The following is a 23270-nucleotide window of genomic DNA, read 5'->3' on the forward strand; positions in this document are numbered from 1 at the left end:
CTAACCCGGGATCGGCAGTGGGCCGCCGTGGCCGGGCAGGCCGCGGTCGGCCGGAATCGGGTCCTCGCCGGGCAGGGCGGCGATCCCGTGGCCGCGGGTCTGCCCGGCCAGGCGCCGGTAGTAGGCCGCGACCGTGTCCAGGGGCGCGCGGGCGGCCAGCAGCAGCGCGGCGCCGGCCCGCTCGACGACGTCGGCCTCGTGCGCCTCGAACGCCCGCACGCCCTCCAGCACGGCGGCCTTGAGCTCGTGTAGCAGCTGCACGTCGGCGTGGGCATAGGTGCGGCACAGCGCGGTGACCCGCCGGTGGTCCTCGCCGGCCAGGAGTAGCTGCTGCACCGCCGGTACCGAGCGGCGGACCAGGCCGGCGTCCGGGCCGGCGGCCAGGGACTCGAGGCCGGCGTCGAACGCGCGGACGTCCTGGTGCGGGTCGCAGAAGCCGGCGGTCTGCCGCCACAGGTCGCGCAGGTCCTCCTGCAGGAGGCCGTCGAGGTAGCTGACCAGGAACCGGCGGTGGGCCTCGATGACGTACTGGGCCTTGAACGGGGTCAGCTCGGCCGGGTCCTCGCCGGCGGTGGCCACGGCCGCGGTGAACCCGTAGTCGGCGGACAGGGCGTTCTCCATGCCGACGACGAGGTAGACGAAGCGCACCCAGACCCGGAACAGCTCCTCGAGGCGCACGGCACGCAGCCCGTCCTCGGTGAGCACCACGCCCCACTTCGCGCCGAAGCGCAGCCGGCGGAGGTGGCCGATGTGGTACATCGCGAGCTGCGCGTCGATCTCGGCGTGCGCGTGGTGCAGCACCTTGCGGTAGGCGGCCGTGGCGTCCAGCCCCGCGTGGTTGCGGATGATGTGCGGGCCGCCGACGTGCAGGTGCACGAACTCGCCGACGTCGAAGACCGCGCCGCCGATCGCCATCCAGTAGCCCGCCTCCGGGGTGTTGCGGCGGGCCAGGTCGGACACGTCGAAGCGGGGCCCCTGCTGGGCGTGGCCGAGGTACGTCGTGAAGACGTCCTCCCCGAGCCGCCCCTCGGCGACGAGGCGGCGCAGGAACTCGCGGCCGTCCCCGGGCGCGATCTCGCTCAGCGCCCGCACCACGGCGGCGGCGTACCGGGCGCTGCCGCACACGTAGACGTGCGCGCCCCCGCCGCCCTCCTCGGCCGGGCGCAGCAGCTCCCGCAGCTGCTCGGCGTCGGCCCGGATCGCGTCGTCGACCCGGTGCCGCCGCCCGTCGGCGACGGTGTGCCGCCGGCCGTCGAACGCGACGCCGGCGTCGGCCCGGGAGAACGCGACCCGCAGGGTCAGCCGGCCCGCGGCGGCGGCCGCGTCGAGGCCGTCATGCTCGACGAACTCCGCGGGGGTGCGCACGGCCCAGTAGAGCCGGTTGGCGCCGGGCCCGGTGCGGGCGGCGACGAACCCGAGGAACGGGGCGATCCCGGAGCCGGCCGCGAACATGACGACGGGCCGCGCCGGGTCGTCCGGCAGCCGGAACCGAGGCGTGGGGACGATGCGCAGCGACAGCCGCGCCCGGCCCTCCGTGCTCGCCCGGCGCAGGAAGTGCGAGGCGGTGCCGCGCCGGGCCCGCGGGTACGACCACGGGGTGCGGGCCGACGTGTAGTCGAGCCCGGCGACGACGAGCTGCAGCGCCGTGGCCGCTTCACCCGGCGGCGGGGCGGAGGCGATGGAGTACAGCCGGAACGGCTCGGGCGGCACGACCGCGCAGAACGCGTCGGGCTCGCCGGGGTCGGCCTTCCACAGCCGGGTGACGTCGTAGCCGCCGGCGTGCAGCAGGTTGAGGACGTCCCACAGCTCCCACTGGTCCTCCATGCGGGCGTCCACGATCCGCCCCCACGAGCCGACGGCGCTGAGGCGCACGAGCCGCTTGGCCACGTCCCGGCCGACCGGGCGGAGCCGGGCGAAGCGCAGCAGCGTGCGCAGCGGCAGCACGTCGACCTCGCCGTCGTAGCCGGCCCGGCAGGCCACCGCCGCCCGCCAGGCCGGGGTGAGCCGGACCAGCTCGTCGCCGCCGGCCTGCAGCGCGGCGACCGTGCGGCGCACGAGGTCGTCGTCGTGCTCGGCCAGCACGCCGACCCGGTCGCCGGGCTGGTGGTACACGCCCTGGCCGGTCACGTCCAGGTCCAGGTAGCAGGTCCAGGCGCCGGACTCGCCGGTGACGACGCGGCCGCGGCGGGCGGTGCCGAACACCACCGGCGGCCCGACCGGCGGGCGGCGCTCGTCGCGCACCACGGCCAGCTCGCCGTCCACCTTGTCCCACGTGCGGTCCTTGAACAGCCCCGTGAACCGGGCGCCGGTCGTCACCTGGCGGCCGACCTTGAACGCCACCTCGAGGAAGCCGTAGGCCTTGATGCGGTGCAGGCCCATCCAGCCCCGGTCGCCGACGTAGGCGTCGAGCACGGCGTTGTAGACGCCGCGCAGGGTCTGGTTGCGGGTCTGCTCGACGTACTGGCGCACGGACACCTCGCGCAGCGCCGCGACCAGCTCCCGCCAGTGCCGCGGGAAGAAGCCGGCGAGGTAGACGCTCTGCTGCCCGACCAGCGAACCGTAGTCGCGCCGCTCCAGGAACGCGTCGATGGCGTGGATGTGCGGCTGCGCGGTGCCGCTGGGGCTGGGCGCGCCGTCGAAGATGGGCACGCCCGCGGTGCCGACCGTCTTGGCCCACAGCACCTGGTCGAGCGGGTGGCGGCCGCGCGGGTTGGGGTCGATCTGCGGGTAGATGGCCTCCGTGACGTGCCGCAGCCCGTCGAGGATGACCAGCAGCGCGCGCTCCAGCCGCTGCGGGTCGTCGGCGACCACGGCCTCCTGGGCGTCCAGCATGGCGCCGAGCACCGGGGTCAGGCCCATCGCGAACTCGGTGGTGGCCAGGTAGAAGACCCGCTCGGCGGCGTTGTTCCAGGTCGGCACGAGCAGGTCCAGGTTGGCGAGCGCCCGCGGGCCCGAGGGGTCCTTCAGCCGCCAGTTGTAGAAGAACAGGTCGATGTACGACACCGCCGGCAGCTGCTTGCCCAGCCGCCGCGACACCGTGGTCCACGGCCGCAGCAACGACTCCGGGAGGGCCTTCGGCGGATCGACGGCCATGTACTGGTACGCGTGCGCAAAGACCCCGAGCAGCGTCGAGGCCCGCAGCAGGTACCGGTCCGGCAGCGCCTCGGGCCGGGCGTCCAGCACCGGGAGCGCGTCGAACGCCCGGCGCAGGGCGAGGCGGCGGAACAGCTCCGGCAGCCGCTCGGTCATGTCGTCCCAGGCCCGGTGCGACTCCGGGAAGGCCAGCAGCGGCGGCTCGGCCGGCAGGAACCCGTGCGCGAGCGACAGGAACCCGTCCAGCTCGTGCCCCGCCTGCCGGTTGTGCGCCTCGGCCTTGTTGACGACCTGCCTGGCCGGGATCGTCGGCGGCCCGACGAGCCGCAGCGAGGTCCGCTCGCCCGGGTCGATGAAGGCCGTCGCCTCGGGATCGATGAAGACCCAGTGGATGTCGTACCGCCCGATGCGCAGCCGGTCGCCGGCCCGCAGCGCCTGGCGGGTCACCCGCGCGTCGTTGACGAACGTGCCGTTGGTGCTGCCCAGGTCGGTCACGTGCAGCGCGTCCCCGGCCGCGTCGAGCCGGGCGTGGCGCCGCGAGACGTCCCGGTCGTCGAGCACCACGGCGGCGACGCCGCCGTCGCGCCCGAGCGTGGCCGGCAGCCGGCACACCCGCTCGCTGCGTTCCCGGGTGTGCCGGTCGACGAGGATCAGCCGCAGGTCAGGAATGGTAGATCACCGCACGGCACAGGTCGGCCCGCGACAGCGTGCCGACGAGGGTCCCGTCGTCCACCACGGGCAGCCGCCGGATCCCGCGGTCGATCATGACCACGGCCGCCCGGGCCAGCTCGTCGCCGGAGCGGACGGTCGCGGTGTCGCGCACGACGAGCGGGTCGATGACCCGCTCGGCCAGCGCCCGGCCCTTCTCCAGGAACAGCCGGAACGCGTCGGCGAGGCTGCCGCCGCCGCCCGTGACGTCGTCGAAGCTCGGCAGCATGGCCCGCACCAGCTCCTCCTCGCCCAGCGAGCCGACGAACCGCCCGTCGTGGTCGAGAACCATGAGCTGGCCGACCTCGGACACGCTGACCATCTCGGCCGCCCGCCGGATGGTGGCCCCGAGCCGGATGTAGGCCGGGAACGCCGTCATGACATCGCTGACCAGCACGCTACCTCCCGCGTGTTCGGTCCCTGATCAGTGAATGTATCCGGCCGGTCACCCTGAGATGATCAGACGATCGGCTCTACTCGGTCCGATACCGGCGGATGAGCCGGCTCAGGTCGTCGTCCGCGCCCGGCAGGCGGCGGCCGCGTGGGCCGCGGCGGCGCGGACCGCGGGCTGCGGGTCGGACAGGGCCTGCTCGGCCGCCGCGAGCAGGGCGGGGACGGCCTCCCGGCAGCCGAGCAGCCCGCGGCGGAACAGGGCCCGGCCGAGCGGGGTGTCGGTGTAGACCTCCTCCTCGTAGTCGTCGCTCTCCAGGGCCTCGGCCAGGGCGGCGTCCACGTCGAAGCCGGGCGGCGGGGCCATGTCGGCGAGCGACTCGTCGCTGTAGGACCAGCCAGCCGTGGCCACGGCGGCGAGGAAGTCCAGCAGGTCGACCCGCAGTTCGGCGTTGGCCGGGCCGGACAGCCGCTCGCCGGCCAGCAGCCCGGCGACGACCAGCGCGGCGGGCGCGGTGGCGGTGAGCGGCGTGCCCTGGTGGATGACCCTGCCGAAGAGATGACGCACGGCCTCGTCGCGGGCGCCGGCGTCGCCGCCGGCCAGGGCGCTCAGGTGGGCCGGGGTGTCGGTCGCGCGGCCGCAGGGGTGCAACAGGGTGGCGAACCGGGCGGGGTCGACGAGGGTCACGGGGGCCGAAGGTACACCGCGGTTTGCTGGTCCGGGCCCCGGGTAGAGCGCGGCCATCATGGACGAGATCACGGTGGACGTCGCCGTCAACGGGCGGCCGGAGCAGGTGCGGGTGTCGGCGGACGTGACCCTGCTCGACCTGCTGCGCGAGCGGCTCGGGCTGACCGGGACGAAGAAGGGGTGCGACCAGGGGGCGTGCGGGGCGTGCACGGTCCTGGTCGACGGCCGGCGGGTGGTGTCCTGCCTGACGCTCGCGGTGCAGGCCGACGGGCGGGAGGTGCGCACCGTCGAGGGGCTCGGCGGCGGGCACCCGATGCAGCAGGCGTTCCTGCGCCACGACGCGTTCCAGTGCGGGTTCTGCACGCCGGGGCAGGTGATGTCCGCGGTCGCCCTCATCGAGGAGGGGCGGGCCCGGTCGGACGAGGACATCCGGGAGTACATGAGCGGCAACCTGTGCCGGTGCGGGGCCTACCCGAACATCGTGGCCGCGATCCGGGAGGTGGCCGGGCGATGACGTTCGCCTACACGCGCGCGGCCGACGCGGCGACGGCGATCGCGACGGTGAGCGCCGACCCGCAGGCCGCATTCCTGGCCGGCGGGACCACGCAGGTGGACCTCATGCTCAAGGACGGGGTGGTGGCGCCGCGGCGGCTGGTCGACATCAGCCGGCTGCCGCTGGCCGGGATCGCCGCCGAGGCGGGGCTGGTGCGCATCGGGGCGACCGCCACGATGGAGCAGGCGGCGGCCGACCCGCACGTGACCCGGGGGCTGCCGATGGTGCGCGACGCCCTGCTCGCCGGGGCCTCGCCCCAGCTGCGCAACATGGCCACGATCGGCGGGAACCTGCTGCAGCGCACCCGGTGCCGCTACTTCCGCGACCCCGCCGTGGACCACTGCAACAAGCGGATCCCCGGCAGCGGCTGCGCGGCGTTCGAGGGGGTGGCGCGCATGCACGCGATCCTCGGTGCGTCGCCCGCCTGCATCGCGCTGCACGCGTCGGACCTCGCCGTGGCGCTGACGGCCCTGGGCTCCGTCGTGCGGCTGCGCTCCGACCGCGGGCCCCGCTCGGTGCCGCTGACCGAGCTGTACTACCAGCCGGGCGACGACCCGCAGCGCGAGACGGTGCTGCGCCACGGGGAGCTCATCACCGAGGTCGAGGTGCCGCTGCCGCCGCAGGCCGCCCGGATGACGTACCTCAAGGTGCGCGACCGGGCCTCCTACGAGTTCGCGCTCGTCTCCGCCGCGGTGTGCACCATCGTCGAGGACGGGCTCATCGTGTCGGCCCGCATCGCGCTCGGCGGGGTCGGCACCGTGCCGTGGCGGGCCTGGGACGCCGAGGAGGTGCTGCGCCACGCCCCGGTGGGGGAGGCGAGCTTCTGGGCGGCCGCGGAGGCGGCGGTCCGGCGGCCGTTCACGGTGCCGGGGACCGAGTTCAAGGTGGAGCTGGCCCGGCGCACGCTGGTGCGGGCGCTGCGGGTCACCACCGAGCACGCGTCGGAGGTTTTGCGGTGACCACCATCGAGCGCACCGTGCTCGGGGCCGGGATCGACCGGGTCGACGGCGCGCAGAAGGTCGCCGGGCGCGCGCCGTACTCGGCCGACGTCACGTATCCCGGCATGGTCCACGCGGTGCTGGTCCGCAGCGCCGTCGCGGCCGGGGCCATCGCCGGCATCGATGCCTCCGCGGCCGAGGGCGCGCCCGGGGTGCTCGCCGTGATCACGCCCTACAACGCGCCGCGGGTGGCCCGCGGGCCCGACTCCGGGTTCTGGCGCCAGCCGCCCCCGCCGCTGCAGGGACTCGACATCGTCCACCATGGACAGTACGTGGCCGTGGTGGTGGCCGACTCGCGCGAGCGGGCGACCGACGCGGCCCGGCACGTGGCGGTGTTCTACCGGCCGGGAGAGCCGATCCTGGCCCTCGACGACCCGCGGGCCGAAACGGTCCGCGACCCCTTCGGCAGCGACCAGACCAGGGGCGACTGCGCCGCCGCCCTAGCCGCGGCCGACGTGGTCATCGACGCGCAGTACACCACGCCCGACGAGACCAACAACCCGATGGGGCTCTTCACGACCGTGGCCGCGTGGGACGGCGAGCGGCTCACCGTGCACGACGCCACCCAGTGGCCGGCCGGGACCAGGGCGGCGCTGGCCGGCGCGTTCGGGGTGCCCGAGGAGGGCGTGCGCGTGCTGGCCCCCTACGTCGGCGGCGGCTTCGGCGCCGGGCTGCGGGTCTGGCCGCACGTCATTCTGGCCGCGATGGCCGCCCGGATGGTGGACCGGCCGGTGAAGCTCGGGCTGACCCGGCCGCAGATGTTCACCGGGGTCGGGCACCGGCCGGCCACCGTCCAGCGGATCCGGCTCGGCGCCCGGCGCGACGGCATGCTCACCGCGATCGAGCACGAGTCGGTGCAGCCGTCCGCGGTGAACGACGACAACATCGTCGAGGCGGTCACCCAGGTGTCCGCGGTCGGGTACGCCTGCCCGAACGTCACCACCCGCGACATCGTGCGGCGGCTCAACGTGCCGGTGCCGACGTCGATGCGCGGGCCCGGCGACGCGCAGGGCCACTTCGCGCTCGAGTGCGCGCTGGACGAGCTGGCCTACGAGATCGGCGTGGACCCGGTCGAGCTGCGGTTGCGCAACCACGCCGACGTGCACCCCGGGCTCGGGCTGCCGTGGTCGAGCAAGGCGCTGCGGGAGTGCTACGAGCTGGGCGCCGAACAGTTCGGCTGGTGGGACCGGCACCCCACGCCGCGGGCCACCCGCCGCGGCGACCTCCTCGTGGGCTACGGCATGGCCGGGGTCAGCTTCTTCTGGTTCCAGCAGCCGTGCGCGGCCCGCGCGAGCGTCGACCGCGAGGGGCGGGCGTTCGTGCGCAGCGCCGCCACCGACATCGGCACCGGGACGTACACCGTGATGACCCAGCTGGCGGCCGAGCGCCTCGGCCTGCCGGTCGACCGGGTCCGGGTCGGGCTCGGCGACACCGACCTGCCGCGGGCGCCGATGCAGGGCGGCTCCGGGATGACCGCCTCCCTGGGCAGCGCCGTGCACGACGCCGCGGCCAAGCTCATCCAGGCTTTCCTCGACCTCGTCGCGGGCGACATCGCCTCGCCGCTGCGCGGGCGCCGGGCCGAGGAGGTGCTCGCCGAGGACGGGCGGCTGCGGCTGCGCTCCGATCCCGCCTGCGGGGAGTCGTACCGCGAGATCCTCGAGCGTCACGACCTCGCCGAGCTGACCGCCGACGGCTCGGCCGCCCCGGCGACGCCGCAGGAGCTGGGCCTGGCGCCGGCCGGGCCGTTCGCCGCCCGGTTCGCCGAGGTGCACGTCGACGCCGACCTCGGCCGCGTCCGGCTGGCCCGGCTCGTGTCGGTGGTCGACGCCGGGCGGATCCTCAACGCCAAGACGGCCCGCAGCCAGATCATCGGCGGGACCGTCGGCGGCATCGGCATGGCCCTGCTGGAGGAGACCGTGACCGACCCGGCGACCGGCCGGATCGTCAACGGCACGCTCGGCGACTACCTCGTGGCGGTCAACGCCGACGTGCCCGATCTCGACGTCACGTTCGTGGGCGAGCCGGACCGCTTCAACCCGGTCGGGGTCAAGGGCGTCGGCGAGATCGGCCTGGTCGGGGTGGCCCCGGCGATCGCCAACGCGATCTTCCACGCCACCGGCCGCCGCATCCGCAGCCTGCCGGTGACCCTCGACAAGCTGCTCTGACGGTCTTCATCCCGGGGCGTGCCGCCACCGCCGCGGCTGCCCGTTCGCCAGCCATCGATCCGGAGAGGTGCAACCGACATGAACATCGCTGTGATCGGCGGGACCGGGCTCATCGGCTCGCAGGTCGTCCGGATGCTGCGGGCCGACGGCCATGAGGCCACCCCGCTGTCCCCGTCGACCGGGGTGGACCTGCTCACCGGCGACGGCCTCGACGCGGCGCTCGAGGGCGCCGACGTGGTGGTGAACCTCGCCAACTCGCCGACCTTCGACGACGCCTCGCTGGCCTTCTTCCGCACCACCATGGACCACCTGGTCGCGGCGGCCGCCCGGCAGCGTGTCGGCCACGCGGTCATCCTGTCCATCGTCGGCGCGGACCGGGTGCCGGACCTCGCCTACTACCGGGCCAAGGTGCTGCAGGAGGACATCCTGAAGGCGGGTCCGGTGCCGTACTCGATCGTGCGGGCCACCCAGTTCTTCGAGTTCGTCGACGCGGTGCTGTCGTGGACGTCGGACGAGACCACGGTCCGCCTGCCGGCCACCCCGATCCAGCCGATGGCGGCCGCCGACGTGGCCCGGGCCGTGGCCGGTGTCAGCGAGGGCGGGCCGCTGCACGGCGTGCGCAACGTCGCGGGGCCCGAGGTGTTCACGCTCGACGAGCTCGGGCGGATCACCCTGGCCGCCCGTGGCGACCGGCGCACGGTCGTGACCGACCCGGCGGCCGGCATGTTCGCGGCGGTGCCCGGCGACGCGATCGTCGCCAGGGACGGCGCGGTCCTCGCGCCCACCACGTACCGCGAGTGGCTGGCCCGGTAGCGCGCCGGTCCCGCCCGCTGAGGGAGGAGCCGCGGCGCTGTCCTGCGGTCACTGCGCGCGGGGTTCGAGGCGTACTCCGAAGCCGTGCCGGGCGAGGCGCAGCAGCACCTGACCCGGCGCGGTGAGCTCGGTGAGCCTGGCCGCGCAGCGTCCTTCCAGGTCCGCCAGCACGGTGTCGTACTGCTGCGCCCCCTCCCGCCGCGCCCGGTCGAGCACGGCGGTGTTGTGCCACACCTTCGCCCGCGACTCGGCCAGCAGCCGCCGCGTCGCCGCCCGGTTGAGCGGGCCGAGCATCCGGTCGAGCGCGCTCACGCGGGTGCTCGCCCGCATCCGGTCGTCCTCCGCCCCGACCTGCGCGAGCAGCACGGTGTCGACGTGCGTGTGGTCGCGCTCCCGGGCCGCCATCCTCGCCGGGTCGTCGAACTCCTCGGGCGCGATGACCGCGACGAGCGCCTGCGGCAGGTCGTAGTTGATGTGCGCGTTCATCCCGAGCAGCACGTGGCGCACCGGCGGCAGGTCCGGCCGCTCCCGCGCCGCGTCGAACGCGATCCGCCACGGCGCCGGCACCGCCGCCCCGGCCGCCTCCGCGTCGAGCGCGTCGAGGTACAGCTGGGCGAACACGAGGTCGCAGCGGCGCAGCCACGCGCCGTCGCCGAACCCGCCCCGCTCGATCTCCCCGGCCACCGCGAGGGTGGTCCGTAGGTAGGTCGCGAGGAAGTACCGCCGCGCGTCCTCGCCGCCCAGCCGCGTGAGCTCGCGGCGCATCCGCTCGACGAGCGCCGGAATGCTGGCGTACACGAACCAGATACTTCCACGGCCCCGGGCCTGGCGACGGGAGGATGGCCGGTGCCGTATAGTCGGATCCGGCTAATAGGACCCGGCTAATCGGAATCGGTTAGGACAACGATGGCGAAGCGGAAGATCTCCAACACCCTCGCGCTGGCGGTGCTCGGGCTGCTGCAGGAGCGCGAGATGCATCCCTACGAGATCGCGGCCACGCTGCGGGAACGGCACAAGGGCGGCAGTTTCAAGATCAATTCTGGGTCCCTGTACGACACCGTCGAGGCCCTGCTCGGGCACGGCTGGATCGAGGCGGTCGAGGTCACGCGGGACGGGCGGCGGCCGGAGCGCACCGTGTACGGGCCGACCGCGCTCGGGCAGGCCGAGTTCGTGCGGTGGGTCGACGAGCTGGTCCGGGTGCCGGCGGCGGAGTACCCGAAGTTCCTCGCCGCCGTCGCCTACCTCGGGGCCCTCGGGCCGCGGGGGGCGGCCGACGCGCTCGACGAGCGGGCCGGGCACCTCGAGGCGCGGATCGCCGAAACGGCCGACATCCTCCCGAGCATCGGCCTGCCGCGGCTGTTCATGATCGAGGTCGAGTTCGCGCTGCACGCCCTGCGGGCCGAGCTCGAGTGGACCCGCGCCACCGCGGCCGAGATCCGCGACGGCACGCTGGCCTGGCCGGGGACGGAGGCGGCGACGCCGGCGTGACGGCGGTCGGGACCGGGCCCGCCGGGCGCCTCGCCGGAACTTCCGGTGAACCTTGGCCGGCCCGTGCACGTGTCCGCCCACTCGCAGGCTTCCCGCAGGACGCGGGTTCGGCCCCCGATGACCTGCGCCGATTCATCCGGCGTTCACGTGGTGCGCCTACATTTCCGCCGACGCCCGAACCCGAAGGGAATCGCATGTCCGCTCTGCTCGCCGCCATCGCCGTCGAGGTGGTCAGCGCCCTGCTGATCTCGCTCATCGTCGCCGCCGTCCGCCGGTTCGTCGGACGCACCACCACCGCCTGAACAGGGGAGCGGCTTCGCGACCGGGGCGGCCCGGTCGCCGGTCCGATTCGTGGTTGACCACCTGCAGTCCGGGTAGGCACTGCCCTTCTGGAGGTGCTTACCATGACGACAACCGCACAGCCGCGCGCACGAGGCCGATCCAAGCCGAAGTCGGCCGATGCGGCACAGGAGACGACCCAGCGGCCGAGCCGGGCGCGAAAGGCGACCCCGCCACAGCCACCGGCGACGACGGCCGCTCCGGCGGCGACCGCCACCGCGCCGAAGCCTTCCGCGACGGCGACCGAGGCGGAGGCTGCCGCACCGCAGCCGCAGAAGAAGGCCGAGAAGCAGCGGGCGCGGACGGCCCGTGCCAGCCGGCGTGAGACCGCGCCGCAGCTCGCCGCCGGCCAGCCCGGGCAGGCCGCCGAGGTATCCGAGACCGAGCGGGTGACCTGGCACGAAGTGCCGATGCCGCACGTCAAGGTGCCCGTCGTACACATGGGATCGTCCGATGCGCAGGCCGCCGTCCAGCGGGTCCGCTGGACGACCCGCACGGTCATGTCCGCCATTCCCATCCCCCGGCCCGGTCCCACGCGCCTGCTGTACTACGGCGGCGTCGGCGCGCTGGCCGTGTTCGGCGTCCTGGAGTGGCCGGTGGCCCTCGCCGCCGCGGCAGGGGTGTGGGTGGCGACCCGCGCACGTCGCACCGCCGTCGTCGCCGGGTGACGAAGCGCGGCGCGCACCGGCCGTTCCGCGGCCGGCGGAAGGCCTGGGCCCGGGGCGGCCTTGCGCACATCGAGATCCACGGCGCCCGCCAGGGCCTGGTCACCGCCGAGCACGGCCGGCTGATCGAGAAGGCGGTCGGCGCGCTGCACGGCGTGGACTGGGCCGCGTGGAACGCGGCACTGGGCCGCCTGCTCGTCAGCTACGACGAGGAAGGCCTCGACCTCGACGATCTCGTCGGCGCCGTCGCGGATGCCGAGTCCGACCTCATTCCCGGCGCCGGGCAGGACGACCTGGATGCCGAGACCCGGCACCGGCTCACGCTGGCCGCCGATCTCACCGGCACCGCCGGGGCGGTCGTCGCGCGGTGGCTGCGGCTGCCCGCGGCGGCGCGCGAGCTGGTCGCGCTCGTCGCGCTGGTCGACCATCTGCCGGGGGTACGACCCGGCCTGCAGCGGCTGCTGGGCCGGCACGAGGCCGATCTGCTGATCTCCGCCGTCAACGCGACGATCAACGCCGTGGGCCAGGCCGAGCTGTCCCTGCTCGCCGACGCCGCCCTGCGCGCGCTGCTGCTGCGGGAGATCTCCGCGCAGCGCGAGACTTGGCGGCGCCGGGAGAGCGGGCTGGCACCGGACGCGGACGCCGGCCGGGCCGAGCGACCCGGCGGCCGGGAGGGCGAGCTGCCCGACGGCCCGATCGAGCGGTACGCCCGCCGGGTCAGCACCTTCACGCTGCTCGCCGCCGCGGCGGCGACGCAGCTGCCGACGGGCGTCCGCCGGGCGGCCCGGGTCCTCATGGCCGGCTCGCCGATCCCCGCGCACACCGGGCGGGAGGCGTTCGCGGGCGGTCTCGGCCGGCTGCTCGCGCGCCGCGACGTGCTCGTGCGCGACCGTGCGGCGCTGCGCCGGCTGGACCGGGTCGACACGGTGGTCATCGACGCCGGCGTGCTGACCGGCAGCCGGCAGGTCATCAGCCACGTGGTGCCCGTGCACGGCACGGTCGAGACCGCCTGGGAGGCCGCGGCACGGCTCGTCGGCGACCCCGGCGCCACATCGCAGGACGGCGCCGGAGCCGACGGCTGGGCGCTCGCCGACCTGCGCCACCTCGACGCCCGGATCCCCGACGCTGTGCTCGCCGACGCCCGCGCCCACGACGGGCACCGGGGCAGGCTGTACGCCTTGACCCGCGACGGGAGCGTCGCGGCGGTCGTCGTCGTCGAACAGGCCCTGGACCCGCTGACCGCGGCCGTGGTCGCGGCCGGCCGGCGGGCCGGAACCGTCCTGCTCGCCGGGGCCGCGGCCGGGGTCCGCCGGCGGGTCCCGGCCGACGGCCACGTGCCCGGCGGCTCGCGCCTGGCCGCGTCGGTCCGCGCGCTGCAGGCCGACGGGCGCGTCGTGGTGCTGATCGCGGACCGCAACGACACGGCGCTGTCCGCGGCGGACTGCGGCTTCGGCGTGCTGCGCGAGGACCGCCGGCCGCCGTGGGGCGCGCACCTGATGGGCGGGCCCGGCCTGGAGACGGCCTGGCTGCTGCTGGAGGCGGCGGCGATGGCCCGCGCCGTGAGCCGGCGCGGCACCCACGTGGCGCTGCAGGGCTCGGTGGCCGCGGCGCTGCTCGGGCTCGCGGACCCGTCCGAGGCCGGCGCCCGCCGCACGTCGATCGCGACGGCTGTCGCCCAGGCGGTCAACGTCGCCGGCGGGATGTGGTCGGTGCTCGGGCTGTCCCGCCGGACCCCGCCCGCGCCGGCCGCCGACGTCCCCTGGCACGCCCTGCCCGTCGGTGAGGTCATGCGGGTGCTGGGCACCGCCGCGCGCGGCATCGGCGAGGCGGAGGCCGAGCGGCGCCGGCGGGACCTGGTCGCGGACCAGTCCGCCGACACGCCGGCCGGGCTGGGGATGCTCGGCACCGTCGCCCGCGAGCTCGACACCCCGCTGACGCTGCCCCTGGCCGCCGGGGCCGGTGTCTCCGCCGTGACCGGGGCGACGATCGACGCGGCGCTGGTCGCCGCCGTCATCCTCGGCAACGCGGTGCTCTCCGGCGTCCAGGGGGCGGCGGCCCGTCGCGCGCTGCGCCGGCTGGTCAGCCAGGCGGCGCCGCCGGTCCGGCTGCTCCGCGACGGCGTCGAGCGGGTCGGCCGCGTCGACGAGCTGGTGCGGGGCGACGTCGTGGTGCTCGAGCCGGGCGACGCGGTTCCGGCGGACGCCCGGTTGATCGAGACCACCGGCCTGGAGATGGACGAGTCCCCGCTGACCGGTGAGTCGGTGCCGGTCGTCAAGAGCCCCGCCGCGACCCGGGCGGCCGCGATCGCCGAGCGCACCAGCATGGTGTACGCCGGCACGACCGTCGCCGCCGGGTCGGCCACCTGCGTCGTGGTCGCGACCGGCGCCGAGACGGAGGCGGGCCGCAACGCGCTGACCGCGCTGCAGGAGCCGCCGAGAAGCGGCGTGCAGCAGCGGCTGCGGGAGCTGACGAAGGCGTCGCTGCCGGCGGCCGGCGCGGCCGCGGCGGCCCTGCTCACCACCGGCCTGCTGCGGGGCCGGTTGGCCGAGTCGGTCAGCAACTCCGTCGCGCTGGCGGTCTCGGCGATCCCCGAGGGGCTGCCGTTCATCGCGACCGCCGCGGAGCTCAGCGCCAGCCGCCGGCTTTCCCGGCGCAACATCCTGGTCCGCGATCCCCGCTCGATGGAGGCGCTCGGCCGGGCGGACGTGATCTGTTTCGACAAGACCGGCACGCTGACCGAGGGGCGCATCGCGCTGCGCGTCGTCTCCGACGGCCGGGTGCGCGCGCCGGTCGAGCGGCTCATGCCGCGGCAGCGGGGAATCCTCGCCGCCGCGCTGCGGGCGAGCCCGGCCCCGAACGGGCAGGGGACGCTGCCGCACCCGACCGATCAGGCGGTCGTGACCGGTGCCGAGGCGGCCGGCGTCACCACGGGCGAGGCCGCCGCCGGCTGGCGCGGGGTGCGGGAGCTGCCGTTCGAGCCGGTGCGCGGGTTCCACGCCGTGCTCGGCGCGGCGGACGGGGGCCTGGTCATCAGCGTCAAGGGCGCGCCGGAGACGACGCTGCCGCGGTGCGCCAGCCGGCTCGTCGACGGGCAGGCGTGCCCCCTGACCGTGGCCGATCGCCGGGAGATCGAGGCGGAGGTCGACCGCATGGCCCGGCAGGGACTGCGGGTCCTCGCGATCGCGGAGCGGGCGGCGTCGACCCGGGGCCGCCTCGTCGACGAGCGCGTCGACGGCATGCAGTTCCTCGGCCTGCTCGGGCTGGCCGACCCCACGCGGTCCACCGCGGCCGAGGCGATCCACCGGCTGCGCCGCGCCGGCATCAAGGTGCTCATGCTGACCGGCGACCATCCCAGCACGGCGGAGGCGATCGCCGCCGAGCTCGGCCTGCTCGACGGCGGTACCGTCGTGACGGGCCCGGAGCTCGACGGTGCGGAGGGCGACGACGACGCCATCGACGCGCTGGTGTCCAAGGCGTCGGTCTTCGCCCGGGTGAGCCCCAGCCACAAGGTCGCGGTGGTCCAGGCGCTGCACCGGGCCGGGCGCAGCGTCGCGGTCACGGGCGACGGCGCCAACGACGCCCCGGCCATCCGGCTCGCCGACGTCGGCATCGCCCTCGGCGAGCAGGCCACCGCCGCGGCCCGCCAGGCGGCCGACCTGATCGTGATGGACGGCCGGCTCGAGACGATCGTCGACGGGGTCGTGGAGGGGCGCGCCATGTGGGCGTCGGTCCGCGAGTCACTGGCGCTGCTGCTCGGCGGCAACCTGGGCGAGATCCTGTTCACCGTCGGCAGCTCCCTCGTCTCGGCCACGCCGGCGCTCAACGCGCGGCAGATCCTGTTCGTGAACCTGATGACGGACCTGCTGCCCGCCATCACCGTCGCCGCCCGCCCGCCGCGGCACGTCGACCCGGAGCGGCTCGTGCGTGAGGGGCCGGACACCTCGCTGGGACGGGCGCTGACCGGCGACGTGATCCGCCGGGCGGTCGCGACCTCGGCCGCGACGGCGGGCGCCTGGATCACGGCCAAGGCGACCGGGTCGCAGCGGCGGGCCAGCACCGTGGCCCTCGCCTCGCTTGTCGGGGCGCAGCTGGGCCAGACCGCGCTGCTGTCCGGCGGCGACCCGATCGTCCTGGGCGCCGCCGGGGCGTCCGCCGCGGTGCTGGTCGGTGCCGTGCAGACCCCGGGGGTGAGCCGGTTCTTCGGCTGCCGGCCGCTGGGCCCGGTCGGCTGGGGAATCGTCCTGGCCGCGACGGCGGCCGGCACGGCGCTGGGGACGCTGCGGTTGCCGGTGGCGCTGCCGGGCGGCTCCCCGCCGGACGAGACCCGGCCGGTTGAGCAGGCACCGGGTGCGGGTGGACTGGCCGCGGCGCTCGGCCGCTGGATTGGTGCGTGATCCAGGTCGACATGCTGTCGATGTCGCGCGGGCCGTTCGACCTTTCGCGGGCACTCCCTCGAAGGCGGGAACGTGCATCGCCCCCGGGGCGGCTACCTCAACAGGCCGCCGCGAAGACCTCCGCCGAGCGCTCCAGGAACCGCTCGACGTCGCCGGCGTCCTCGATCGGCAGCGGGTACACCACGAGCCGGTCGACGCCCAGCTCGCGGTACCGGATGACCTGCTCCTTCGACGGCGGCCGCAACTGCATCCAGGTGATGTGCAGCGGCCCGGCGACGCGGCGCTCGTGCCCGGCCGCCGCCCGGGCCAGCCCCGCCAGGTGGCGCTCCAGGTCGGCCGGCTCGTCACCGTTGCCGAACCAGCCGTCGCCGCGCTCGACGGCGCGGCGGAACGCGGCGGGGCTGTGGCCGCCGATGACGATCGGGACCGGCCGGGTCGGGCGCGGGTGGGCGTCGACGCCGGCGAACGCGGCGAAGCGGCCGGAGTAGGCGGGCGCCGGGTCGAGCCACAGCGAGCGCATCGCGTCGATGTACTCGTCGGTGCGCGCGCCCCGCTCGCGCATCGGCACGCCGACCGCCGTCATCTCCGGGGCGAGGTAGCCGGCGCCGACGCCGAGGCTCAGCCGGCCGCCGCTGAGCACGTCGAGGCTCGCCACCTGCTTGGCCAGCACCACCGGGTTGCGCTGCGGAAGGATCACGATCGCGGTGCCCAGCCCGAGCGAGCGGGTCGCGGCGGCGACGAACGCCAGGTGCACCAGCGGGTCGAGGATCGGGTCGGTCGGCGCCATCGGCGAGTCGGGCGTGCGCGGGCTGGGCAGCACCACATGCTCACCCGCCCACCAGCTGCGGTAGCCGATCTCCTCCGCCCGGCGGGCCAGCCGCACGGTCACCTCCGGCCCGATGGCCGCCTTCGCGTTGAGTCCCGAGACGCCGAGTTCCACGCGACCATCCTCACGCCGCGTGCGCGGCGGCGTCCAAGACCGGTTCCGATAACCTTCGGTTATGGATGCCCACCTGCGGGACCTGCGGTACTTCACCGCCGTCGCCGAGGAGCTGAGCTTCACCCGGGCGGCGCGCCGGCTGCACGTGTCGCAGCCGGCGCTGAGCAAGCAGGTCGCGCAGCTGGAGTCGGCGCTGCGGGCCCGGCTGTTCGACCGCAGCCGGCGGGCGATCGCGCTCAGCCCGGCCGGCTCGGCGCTGCTGCCGCACGCCCGCGAGCTGCTGCGGATGTGGGACGACGCGCGCCGCGCGGTCGGCGAGGCGGAGGCGGCCGCGCAGAGCACCCTGACCGTGGGGTTCCAGACCAGCATCGGCCGCGGGCTGATCCCGGCGGTGACCCGGCGCCTGGCCCGCGACCTGCCGGGCTGGCGCCTGCAGTTCCGGCAGGTTCCGTGGACGGACCCGAGCGCCGGCCTCGGCGCCGCGGGGGTCGACGTGGCGGTGGCCTGGCTGCCGGTACCGCCGGACGCCGAGCTGTCCTGGCGCGTCGTCACCGTCGAGGAGCGCTGGGTCGCGCTGCCGCCCGGGCACCGCCTCGCCCGGCGTCGGCGGGTGCCGTTCGCGGCGCTGGCCGGCGAGGCGTTCGTCGCGCTACCGGAGTCCGCCGGGCCGCTGCGCGACTTCTGGCTCGCCGCCGAGCAGCGCACGGCCCCGGCCCGGATCGCGGTGATCGCCGAGACCGCGGACGAGACGTTCGAGGCGGTCGCCTCCGGCCACGGCGTCGCCCTGCTCGCCGCCGGCAACGTCGAGATCTACCAGCGCGACGACGTCGTGTTCCGCCCGGTCGACGGGCTCTCCCCGAGCCGCCTCGCCGTGGTGTGGCGCACCGGCGACGAGCGCGACGCGGTCCGGGTCTTCACCGAGGCGTGCTGCCGCTGCTTGTGACGCGATCAGCTATGGCCCGCTTTCTCCATGAGGTCGACGATGTGATTCGGGTCACATGCTGTCGATGTCGCGTGGGTCGTTCGACTTTTTCACGTGAAGGTACGGAAATGGGCGGGCCTGGCGGTGCTGGCCCTGCCGACGCTGCTGGTCTCGCTCGACATGTTCGTCACGCTCCTGGCGCTGCCGAGCATCGCGCGGGCGCTGCACGCGGACGGGGTCGAGCAGCTGTGGATCATCGATGTGTACGGGTTCATGGTGGCCGGGTTCATGATCACCATGGGCGGGCTGGGGGACCGGATCGGGCGCCGGCGGCTGCTGCTCGCCGCGGCGGCCGTCTTCGGCGCCGCGTCGCTCGCCGCCGCCTGGTCGACCGGGCCGGGGATGCTCATCGCGGCCCGGGCCGTGCTCGGCATCGCCGGCGCGGCCCTCGCCCCGTCGACGCTCGGGCTGATCACACACATGTTCCGCGACCCGCGGGGGCGGGCCGCCGCGATCGGGGTGTGGGCCGGCTGCTTCACGGTCGGGGCGATCATCGGGCCCGTGGCCGGCGGGCTGCTGCTCGCCCGGTTCTGGTGGGGCGCGGTGTTCCTCATCGGGGTTCCGGCGATGGTGCTGCTGCTGGCCCTCGGCCCGGTGCTGCTGCCGGAGTACCGCGACCAGAGCGCCGGCCGGCTCGACCTTGCCAGCGTCGGGCTGTCGCTGGCCGGGGTGCTGCCCGCCGTACAGGCGATCAAGGCTCTTGCGCGGGACGGCTGGGCGCTGCCGCCGCTGCTGCTGCTGGCGGCCGGGCTCGGCTGCGGGTGGCTGTTCCTGCGCCGGCAGCGCCGCCTCGCCGAGCCGCTCGTCGACCCGGCCCTCTTCGCCGACCGCACGTTCGCGGCCATGCTCGGCGGCCTGCTGCTCTACGCCCTGCTCGCCGGCGGCACCATGGTGCAGATGGCCCAGCATCTGCAGGTGGTCGACGGCCTGTCGCCACTGCGGGCCGGGCTCGCCCTCGCGCCCGGCATGCTCGCCTCGGTGCTCGGCTTCCAGGTGGCGCCGCGCCTGGCCCGGCTGGTCCGGCCCGGGCCGCTCATCGCCGGCGGCGTGCTGCTGAGCGCGGCCGGCATGCTGCTCATCGCCGGCGACCAGCTGGTGCTCGGCCTCGTCGTCAACTGCCTGGGCACCGGGCCGCTCGTCACCCTCGGCACCGGCCTCGTCGTCGGCTCGGCGCCACCGGAGCGGGCCGGGGCCGCCGCGGGGCTGAACCAGACCTCCAGCGACCTCGGGTACGCGCTCGGCGTCGCCCTGCTGGGCAGCCTCGCCGCCGTCACCGGCCTGCACACCGTCGCCGCAGTGGGCGCCGCCCTGCTGACCGGCCTCGCCGTCCTGCTCGCCATCGTCCTGCGGCGCCTGCCGCGGTTAGGGAAAGGTACCGAACATGACCCAGTACGCGATCCTGCTCTTCACGCCGGCCCCGGCGGACCCGGCTGACCTGCCGCCCGCCGAACTGCAGGCGCACTTCGCCCACGCCGAGGAGGCCGAGCGGCTCGGCGGCCGCATCGTCGCCGGCTACGGGCTGCAGCCCAGCACCACCGCGACCGCGGTGCGCGGCGACACCGTCACCGACGGGCCGTTCATCGAGGCCAAGGAGGTCGTCGCCGGGTTCTACATCCTCGAGGCCCGCGACCTCGACCACGCCCTGGAGATCGCCCGCCGCAACCCGGCGACCTGGCGGGGCGGCGTCGAGATCCGGCCCCTCTTCGAGGGATGAGCGGCGACGTCGAGGACGCCTACCGGGCGCACTGGGCGTACGTGCTGGCGGCCACGGTCCGGGTCACCCGTGACCTGGACCTGGCCGAGGAGTGCGCGCAGGAGGCGTTCGCGCAGGCCCTGGTCGTCTGGCCCCGGGACGGGCTGCCGCAGCAACCCGCGGCCTGGCTGGTGACGGTGGCCAAGCGGCGCGCGGTGGACGTGCTGCGTCGCGAGCAGACCCTGCGCGCGAAGCTGCCGCTGCTGGCGCTCCCTGCCGATGATTCGGACAAATCGGATATCTCTGAGAAGCCGGATCATCGACCCGACGGTTCGCCGGACGATCGGCTCCGGCTCGTGTTCACGTGCTGCCATCCGGCGCTCGCGCGCGATGCGCAGGTCGCCCTCACCCTCCGGCTCGTGTGCGGGGTGGCCACCCCGGATGTCGCCAGGGCGTTCCTCGTCTCCGAGGCCACCATGGCCGCCCGGGTGACCCGCGCCAAGAAGAAGATCGCGGCCGCGCGCATCCCGTTCCGCGTCCCGCGCGCGAGCGAACTGCCCGAACGGCTCGACGCCGTCCTGTCGGTCGTGCACCTGCTGTACACCAGCGGCCACACGGCGGCGTCCGGCCCCGAGCTGCTGCGCGCCGACCTCACCGGCCGGGCGGTGCACCTGGCCCGGATGCTGCACCGGCTGATGCCCGACGAGCCGGAGGCGGCCGGGCTGCTGGCCCTGGTCCTGCTCCTCGACGCGCGCAAGGAGACGCGAACCGGCCCGGACGGCCGGCTGCTGCGCCTGGACGAGCAGGACCGCACCCGCTGGGACCGCGCGCTCATCGAGGAGGGCCGGGACCTCGTGCTGCGGGCCCTGCGCTACCGCGGCGCCCGCCCGGCGGGGCGGTATCTGCTGCAGGCGGCGATCGCGGCCCTGCACGCCGAGGCCCCGTCGTTCGCGGAGACCGACTGGCGGCAGATCGTCGAGCTCTACGACGGGCTGCGCGCGGCCTGGCCCTCGCCGGTCGTCGACCTCAACCGGGCCGTCGCCCTGTCCATGGCCGACGGCCCCGAGGCCGCCCTGCGCGAGGTCGAGCGGCTCGAGGGCGACCCGCGCCTGGCCGGGTACCACTACCTGCCGGCGGTCAAGGCCGACCTGCTCGACCGCCTGGGCCGCGCCGCCGCGGCGGACGAGGCCTTCCGGGCCGCCCTGGCGCTCACCGCGAACGAGGCCGAGCGGGAGTACCTGCACGGCCGGCTCTCACGGCACCGACCGGATGCGTAGTCTGGCCGCCGCCACCCTGGTCTACAACAACGTCGCCCACTCGGGCTGGCGGGGCACCATCGGCTGGTCAGAAGTCTGCCCCCAGTCGTAGCCGGCGGCCCGTCGATGCCGCGCTGAGCTCACGAGGGGCTCGCCGCGACCGGCCCGCCGCCCACCGGCACCTGCGGGACGCACTGGGCAGCTATGCGCAGCTGGAGACGCCGGGCGAACCGGGTCCGGCGCCTGCCGCACGAGCAGTCCGTAAGCATTAGCCGTGGTGTGCCAGCACCCGTGCCAGCCGCGGCAGCGCGTCGAGGGGGTCGGGCTCGGCCGGGACCATCACGACGCTCGTCGCGCCGGCGGCGTGCCGGGCCGCGATCCGGGCGCGCGTTTCGTCGGGCGTCCCGGCCAGCGACAACTCCCGCACCCACTCGTCGGGCATCGTCGCGGCGAACTCCTCGCGGCTCGGCGATGCCTGGCGATGCCGCGCCAGGTCGGCCGCGAAGGGCAGCGCGGCCAGGTGCGGCGCCCAGTCTGGCTCGCCGATCCAGGCCAGGCCGGGCCGCACCAGGTCGCGAGCCGCCCGTCCGTCGTCGCCGACGACCGCGGCGTCGTAGGTGATGACCTCCGGCGACGCCGACGCGAGACGCTCGATCGCGCCCGCGATGTAGGGCGGCGCAGCCGGCTCGGCCAGCAGTACGCCGTCCGCGACCTGCCCGGCGATCGCGATCGACTTCGGGCCGCGCACCCCGAGCACGACCGGCGGCACGACCTGGGGCCGTTCGCCGATCACCACACCTTCGACGTCGACGTAGCGGCCCGCGGCCGGCCCCGGCTCGCCGCGCAGCAGCGCACGCACGGCGACCGCGTGCTCGCGCAGCAACGTGAGTGGGCTGGCCGGCCGCGCGCCGACCTGCCGCATCCAGTCCGGCATCCCGTGCCCGATGCCCGCGATCAACCGGCCGGGGAACAGCTGGGCGAGCGTCGCGAGCTCCATCGCGGCGAACGCGGCATTGCGCGCCCCGGCCGGCATGATCCCGATCCCCACCACGACGCGCGAGGTGGCCGCCAGGACGGCACCGGCCTGGGCCACGCCGCCCCGGAACCCCAGGTCTTCCACGACCCACAGCTCGTCGAAGCCGAGCTGCTCGGCGCTGCGGGCATAGGTCAGCACCTGGTCCGCGGGGAGGTCCCGCGGCAGCATTACCCCGATACGTGCCATGACGAAAGCCTCCCGGTGTGGTCGTGACGAACGCCGTCGGCGCCGATCGCCTGGGCGGCCGCGGCGGCGCCCGTGAACAGGTGGGTGTGCAGGCCGAGGCGTTCGGCGGCGTGCACGTTCTCGGCGCGGTCGTCGATGAACAGCACGCGGTCGGGGGTCAGGCCCAGTTGGTGGCAGCACCAGCGGTACGCCTCGGCGTCCGGCTTGGCCCGGCCGATGCGGCAGGAGAAGGCGACGAGGTCGAAGTGCCGCAGCCACCGGCCGTGGTGGCGTTCGTAGTGCGCGGCGAGCTCCTCGGGGATGTTCGACAGCAGCCCCAGGCGCACACCCGCCGCGGCGGTCCGCTCGATCAGGGCGACCATGTCGTCGTCGACGGCGCTCCAGCCGGCGACGTCGGCGGCGACGAGGGCGGCGACGCGGTCCTCGCCGAAGGCGGTGCCCAGTGCGGTCGCGACCCGTCGCCAGTACTCGGCGCCGGTGACCTGGCCCAGGTCGTACGGGGCGCGCAGCCGCCAGTAGACCTCCCAGAACGCATCGTCGGGGGCCTCGGCGATCGCGGCCAGGGTGTGTCTGGCCGATGGGGACTGGTGCCGGGCGATGACACCGAACAGGTCGAACAGGATGACGTCGGGCATGTCGATCACACCTTGTGGACGATGGTGCCGGCGGCGGTGAGGGCGTTGGTGTGTTCGTCGTCCGCGTCGTCGGTGGTGACGACCATGCTCAACGCGGAGACGGGCGCCACGTAGGCCAGGGCTGTGCGGGAGAACTTGGCCGGTTCGGCGGCTGCGATGATGCGGTGGGCGGATGCGATGATCGCGCGTTTGATCGCGGCGTCGGCGAGGTCGTAGGCGGTCATCCCGGCCGGGGTCAGCCCGCAGCA

The 23270-nt window shown here is 75.4% G+C and carries 18 protein-coding genes and 1 pseudogene; 11 read left to right on the forward strand and 8 right to left on the reverse strand.

Features of this window, described 5'->3' with window-relative positions; genetic code table 11:
• The 3 genes from AB0M46_RS41645 to AB0M46_RS41655 all read right to left on the reverse strand — a co-directional run bounded on the left by AB0M46_RS41645 (nt 1) and on the right by AB0M46_RS41655 (nt 4879).
• The gene (locus AB0M46_RS41645; protein ID WP_363345414.1) at nt 1–3705 is read right to left on the reverse strand and encodes an FHA domain-containing protein; all 3705 of its coding nucleotides are present in this window, start codon (nt 3703–3705) and stop codon (nt 1–3) included.
• Between the two features lie 49 nt (nt 3706–3754).
• Nucleotides 3755–4198 carry a CBS domain-containing protein gene (locus AB0M46_RS41650; RefSeq protein ID WP_363345415.1) on the reverse strand — a complete coding sequence of 148 codons (444 nt, stop codon included), beginning with the start codon at nt 4196–4198 and terminating at the stop codon, nt 3755–3757.
• Between the two features lie 108 nt (nt 4199–4306).
• A complete protein-coding gene (locus AB0M46_RS41655) occupies nt 4307–4879 on the reverse strand; it encodes a hypothetical protein (RefSeq protein ID WP_363345416.1) in 573 nt (190 codons plus the stop codon).
• Between the two features lie 58 nt (nt 4880–4937).
• Between AB0M46_RS41655 and AB0M46_RS41660 the strand changes: the two genes are divergently transcribed.
• The 4 genes from AB0M46_RS41660 (at nt 4938) to AB0M46_RS41675 (ending at nt 9408) form a co-directional block, all read left to right on the forward strand.
• Nucleotides 4938–5393, forward strand: a complete 456-nt coding sequence (locus tag AB0M46_RS41660) for a (2Fe-2S)-binding protein (RefSeq protein WP_363345417.1) — start codon at nt 4938–4940, stop codon at nt 5391–5393.
• The gene (locus AB0M46_RS41665) at nt 5390–6391 is read left to right on the forward strand and encodes an FAD binding domain-containing protein (protein ID WP_363345418.1); all 1002 of its coding nucleotides are present in this window, start codon (nt 5390–5392) and stop codon (nt 6389–6391) included. The genes AB0M46_RS41660 and AB0M46_RS41665 overlap by 4 nt, the downstream gene beginning before the upstream one ends.
• Nucleotides 6388–8595, forward strand: coding sequence for a xanthine dehydrogenase family protein molybdopterin-binding subunit (locus AB0M46_RS41670; protein WP_363345419.1), 2208 nt, complete (start codon nt 6388–6390; stop codon nt 8593–8595). The genes AB0M46_RS41665 and AB0M46_RS41670 overlap by 4 nt, the downstream gene beginning before the upstream one ends.
• A gap of 78 nt (nt 8596–8673) precedes the next feature.
• Nucleotides 8674–9408: an SDR family oxidoreductase gene (locus AB0M46_RS41675; RefSeq protein ID WP_363345420.1), complete on the forward strand. Its 735-nt coding sequence runs from the start codon at nt 8674–8676 to the stop codon at nt 9406–9408.
• A 48-nt stretch (nt 9409–9456) separates the two neighbouring features.
• On the opposite strand, the gene AB0M46_RS41680 is transcribed toward AB0M46_RS41675, so the two are convergent.
• Nucleotides 9457–10206: a DUF5995 family protein gene (locus tag AB0M46_RS41680; RefSeq protein ID WP_363345421.1), complete on the reverse strand. Its 750-nt coding sequence runs from the start codon at nt 10204–10206 to the stop codon at nt 9457–9459.
• Nucleotides 10207–10314: 108 nt separating this feature from the next.
• Between AB0M46_RS41680 and AB0M46_RS41685 the strand changes: the two genes are divergently transcribed.
• The 3 genes from AB0M46_RS41685 (at nt 10315) to AB0M46_RS41695 (ending at nt 16294) form a co-directional block, all read left to right on the forward strand.
• Nucleotides 10315–10896 carry a PadR family transcriptional regulator gene (locus tag AB0M46_RS41685; RefSeq protein WP_363345422.1) on the forward strand — a complete coding sequence of 194 codons (582 nt, stop codon included), beginning with the start codon at nt 10315–10317 and terminating at the stop codon, nt 10894–10896.
• Between the two features lie 404 nt (nt 10897–11300).
• On the forward strand, nt 11301–11903 hold the full coding sequence (locus AB0M46_RS41690; protein WP_363345423.1) for a hypothetical protein: 603 nt from the start codon (nt 11301–11303) through the stop codon (nt 11901–11903).
• Entirely contained in the window at nt 11900–16294 is a 4395-nt protein-coding gene (locus AB0M46_RS41695; RefSeq protein ID WP_363345424.1) for an HAD-IC family P-type ATPase, read from the forward strand. The genes AB0M46_RS41690 and AB0M46_RS41695 overlap by 4 nt, the downstream gene beginning before the upstream one ends.
• Nucleotides 16295–16391: 97 nt before the next feature.
• Here the strand turns inward: AB0M46_RS41695 and AB0M46_RS41700 are convergent, their stop codons facing one another.
• Nucleotides 16392–17234 (reverse strand): LLM class F420-dependent oxidoreductase, encoded by an 843-nt coding sequence (locus AB0M46_RS41700; protein WP_363345425.1) that lies wholly within the window; start codon nt 17232–17234, stop codon nt 16392–16394.
• 61 nt (nt 17235–17295) lie between these two features.
• Between AB0M46_RS41700 and AB0M46_RS41705 the strand changes: the two genes are divergently transcribed.
• From AB0M46_RS41705 to AB0M46_RS41720, 4 genes are all read left to right on the forward strand, one after another.
• Nucleotides 17296–18177 carry a LysR family transcriptional regulator gene (locus tag AB0M46_RS41705; RefSeq protein WP_363345426.1) on the forward strand — a complete coding sequence of 294 codons (882 nt, stop codon included), beginning with the start codon at nt 17296–17298 and terminating at the stop codon, nt 18175–18177.
• Between the two features lie 93 nt (nt 18178–18270).
• Nucleotides 18271–19650 carry an MFS transporter gene (locus tag AB0M46_RS41710; RefSeq protein ID WP_363345427.1) on the forward strand — a complete coding sequence of 460 codons (1380 nt, stop codon included), beginning with the start codon at nt 18271–18273 and terminating at the stop codon, nt 19648–19650.
• Nucleotides 19598–19930 (forward strand): YciI family protein, encoded by a 333-nt coding sequence (locus AB0M46_RS41715; RefSeq protein ID WP_363345428.1) that lies wholly within the window; start codon nt 19598–19600, stop codon nt 19928–19930. The genes AB0M46_RS41710 and AB0M46_RS41715 overlap by 53 nt, the downstream gene beginning before the upstream one ends.
• Entirely contained in the window at nt 19927–21186 is a 1260-nt protein-coding gene (locus AB0M46_RS41720) for a DUF6596 domain-containing protein (protein WP_363345429.1), read from the forward strand. Before AB0M46_RS41715 ends, AB0M46_RS41720 begins: the two co-directional genes overlap by 4 nt.
• A 247-nt stretch (nt 21187–21433) precedes the next feature.
• Here the strand turns inward: AB0M46_RS41720 and AB0M46_RS41725 are convergent, their stop codons facing one another.
• The 3 genes and pseudogenes from AB0M46_RS41725 to AB0M46_RS41735 all read right to left on the reverse strand — a co-directional run.
• Nucleotides 21434–22387 carry an LLM class flavin-dependent oxidoreductase gene (locus tag AB0M46_RS41725; protein ID WP_363345430.1) on the reverse strand — a complete coding sequence of 318 codons (954 nt, stop codon included), beginning with the start codon at nt 22385–22387 and terminating at the stop codon, nt 21434–21436.
• Complete coding sequence (locus AB0M46_RS41730; protein WP_363345431.1) at nt 22369–23022, reverse strand: HAD family phosphatase; 654 nt, start codon at nt 23020–23022, stop codon at nt 22369–22371. Before AB0M46_RS41730 ends, AB0M46_RS41725 begins: the two co-directional genes overlap by 19 nt.
• Nucleotides 23023–23027: 5 nt before the next feature.
• Nucleotides 23028–23270 (reverse strand): annotated as a pseudogene (locus AB0M46_RS41735) (decarboxylase); the annotation flags it as partial.

The organism is Dactylosporangium sp. NPDC051485 (assembly GCF_040682015.1).
GTDB lineage: Bacteria > Actinomycetota > Actinomycetes > Mycobacteriales > Micromonosporaceae > Dactylosporangium.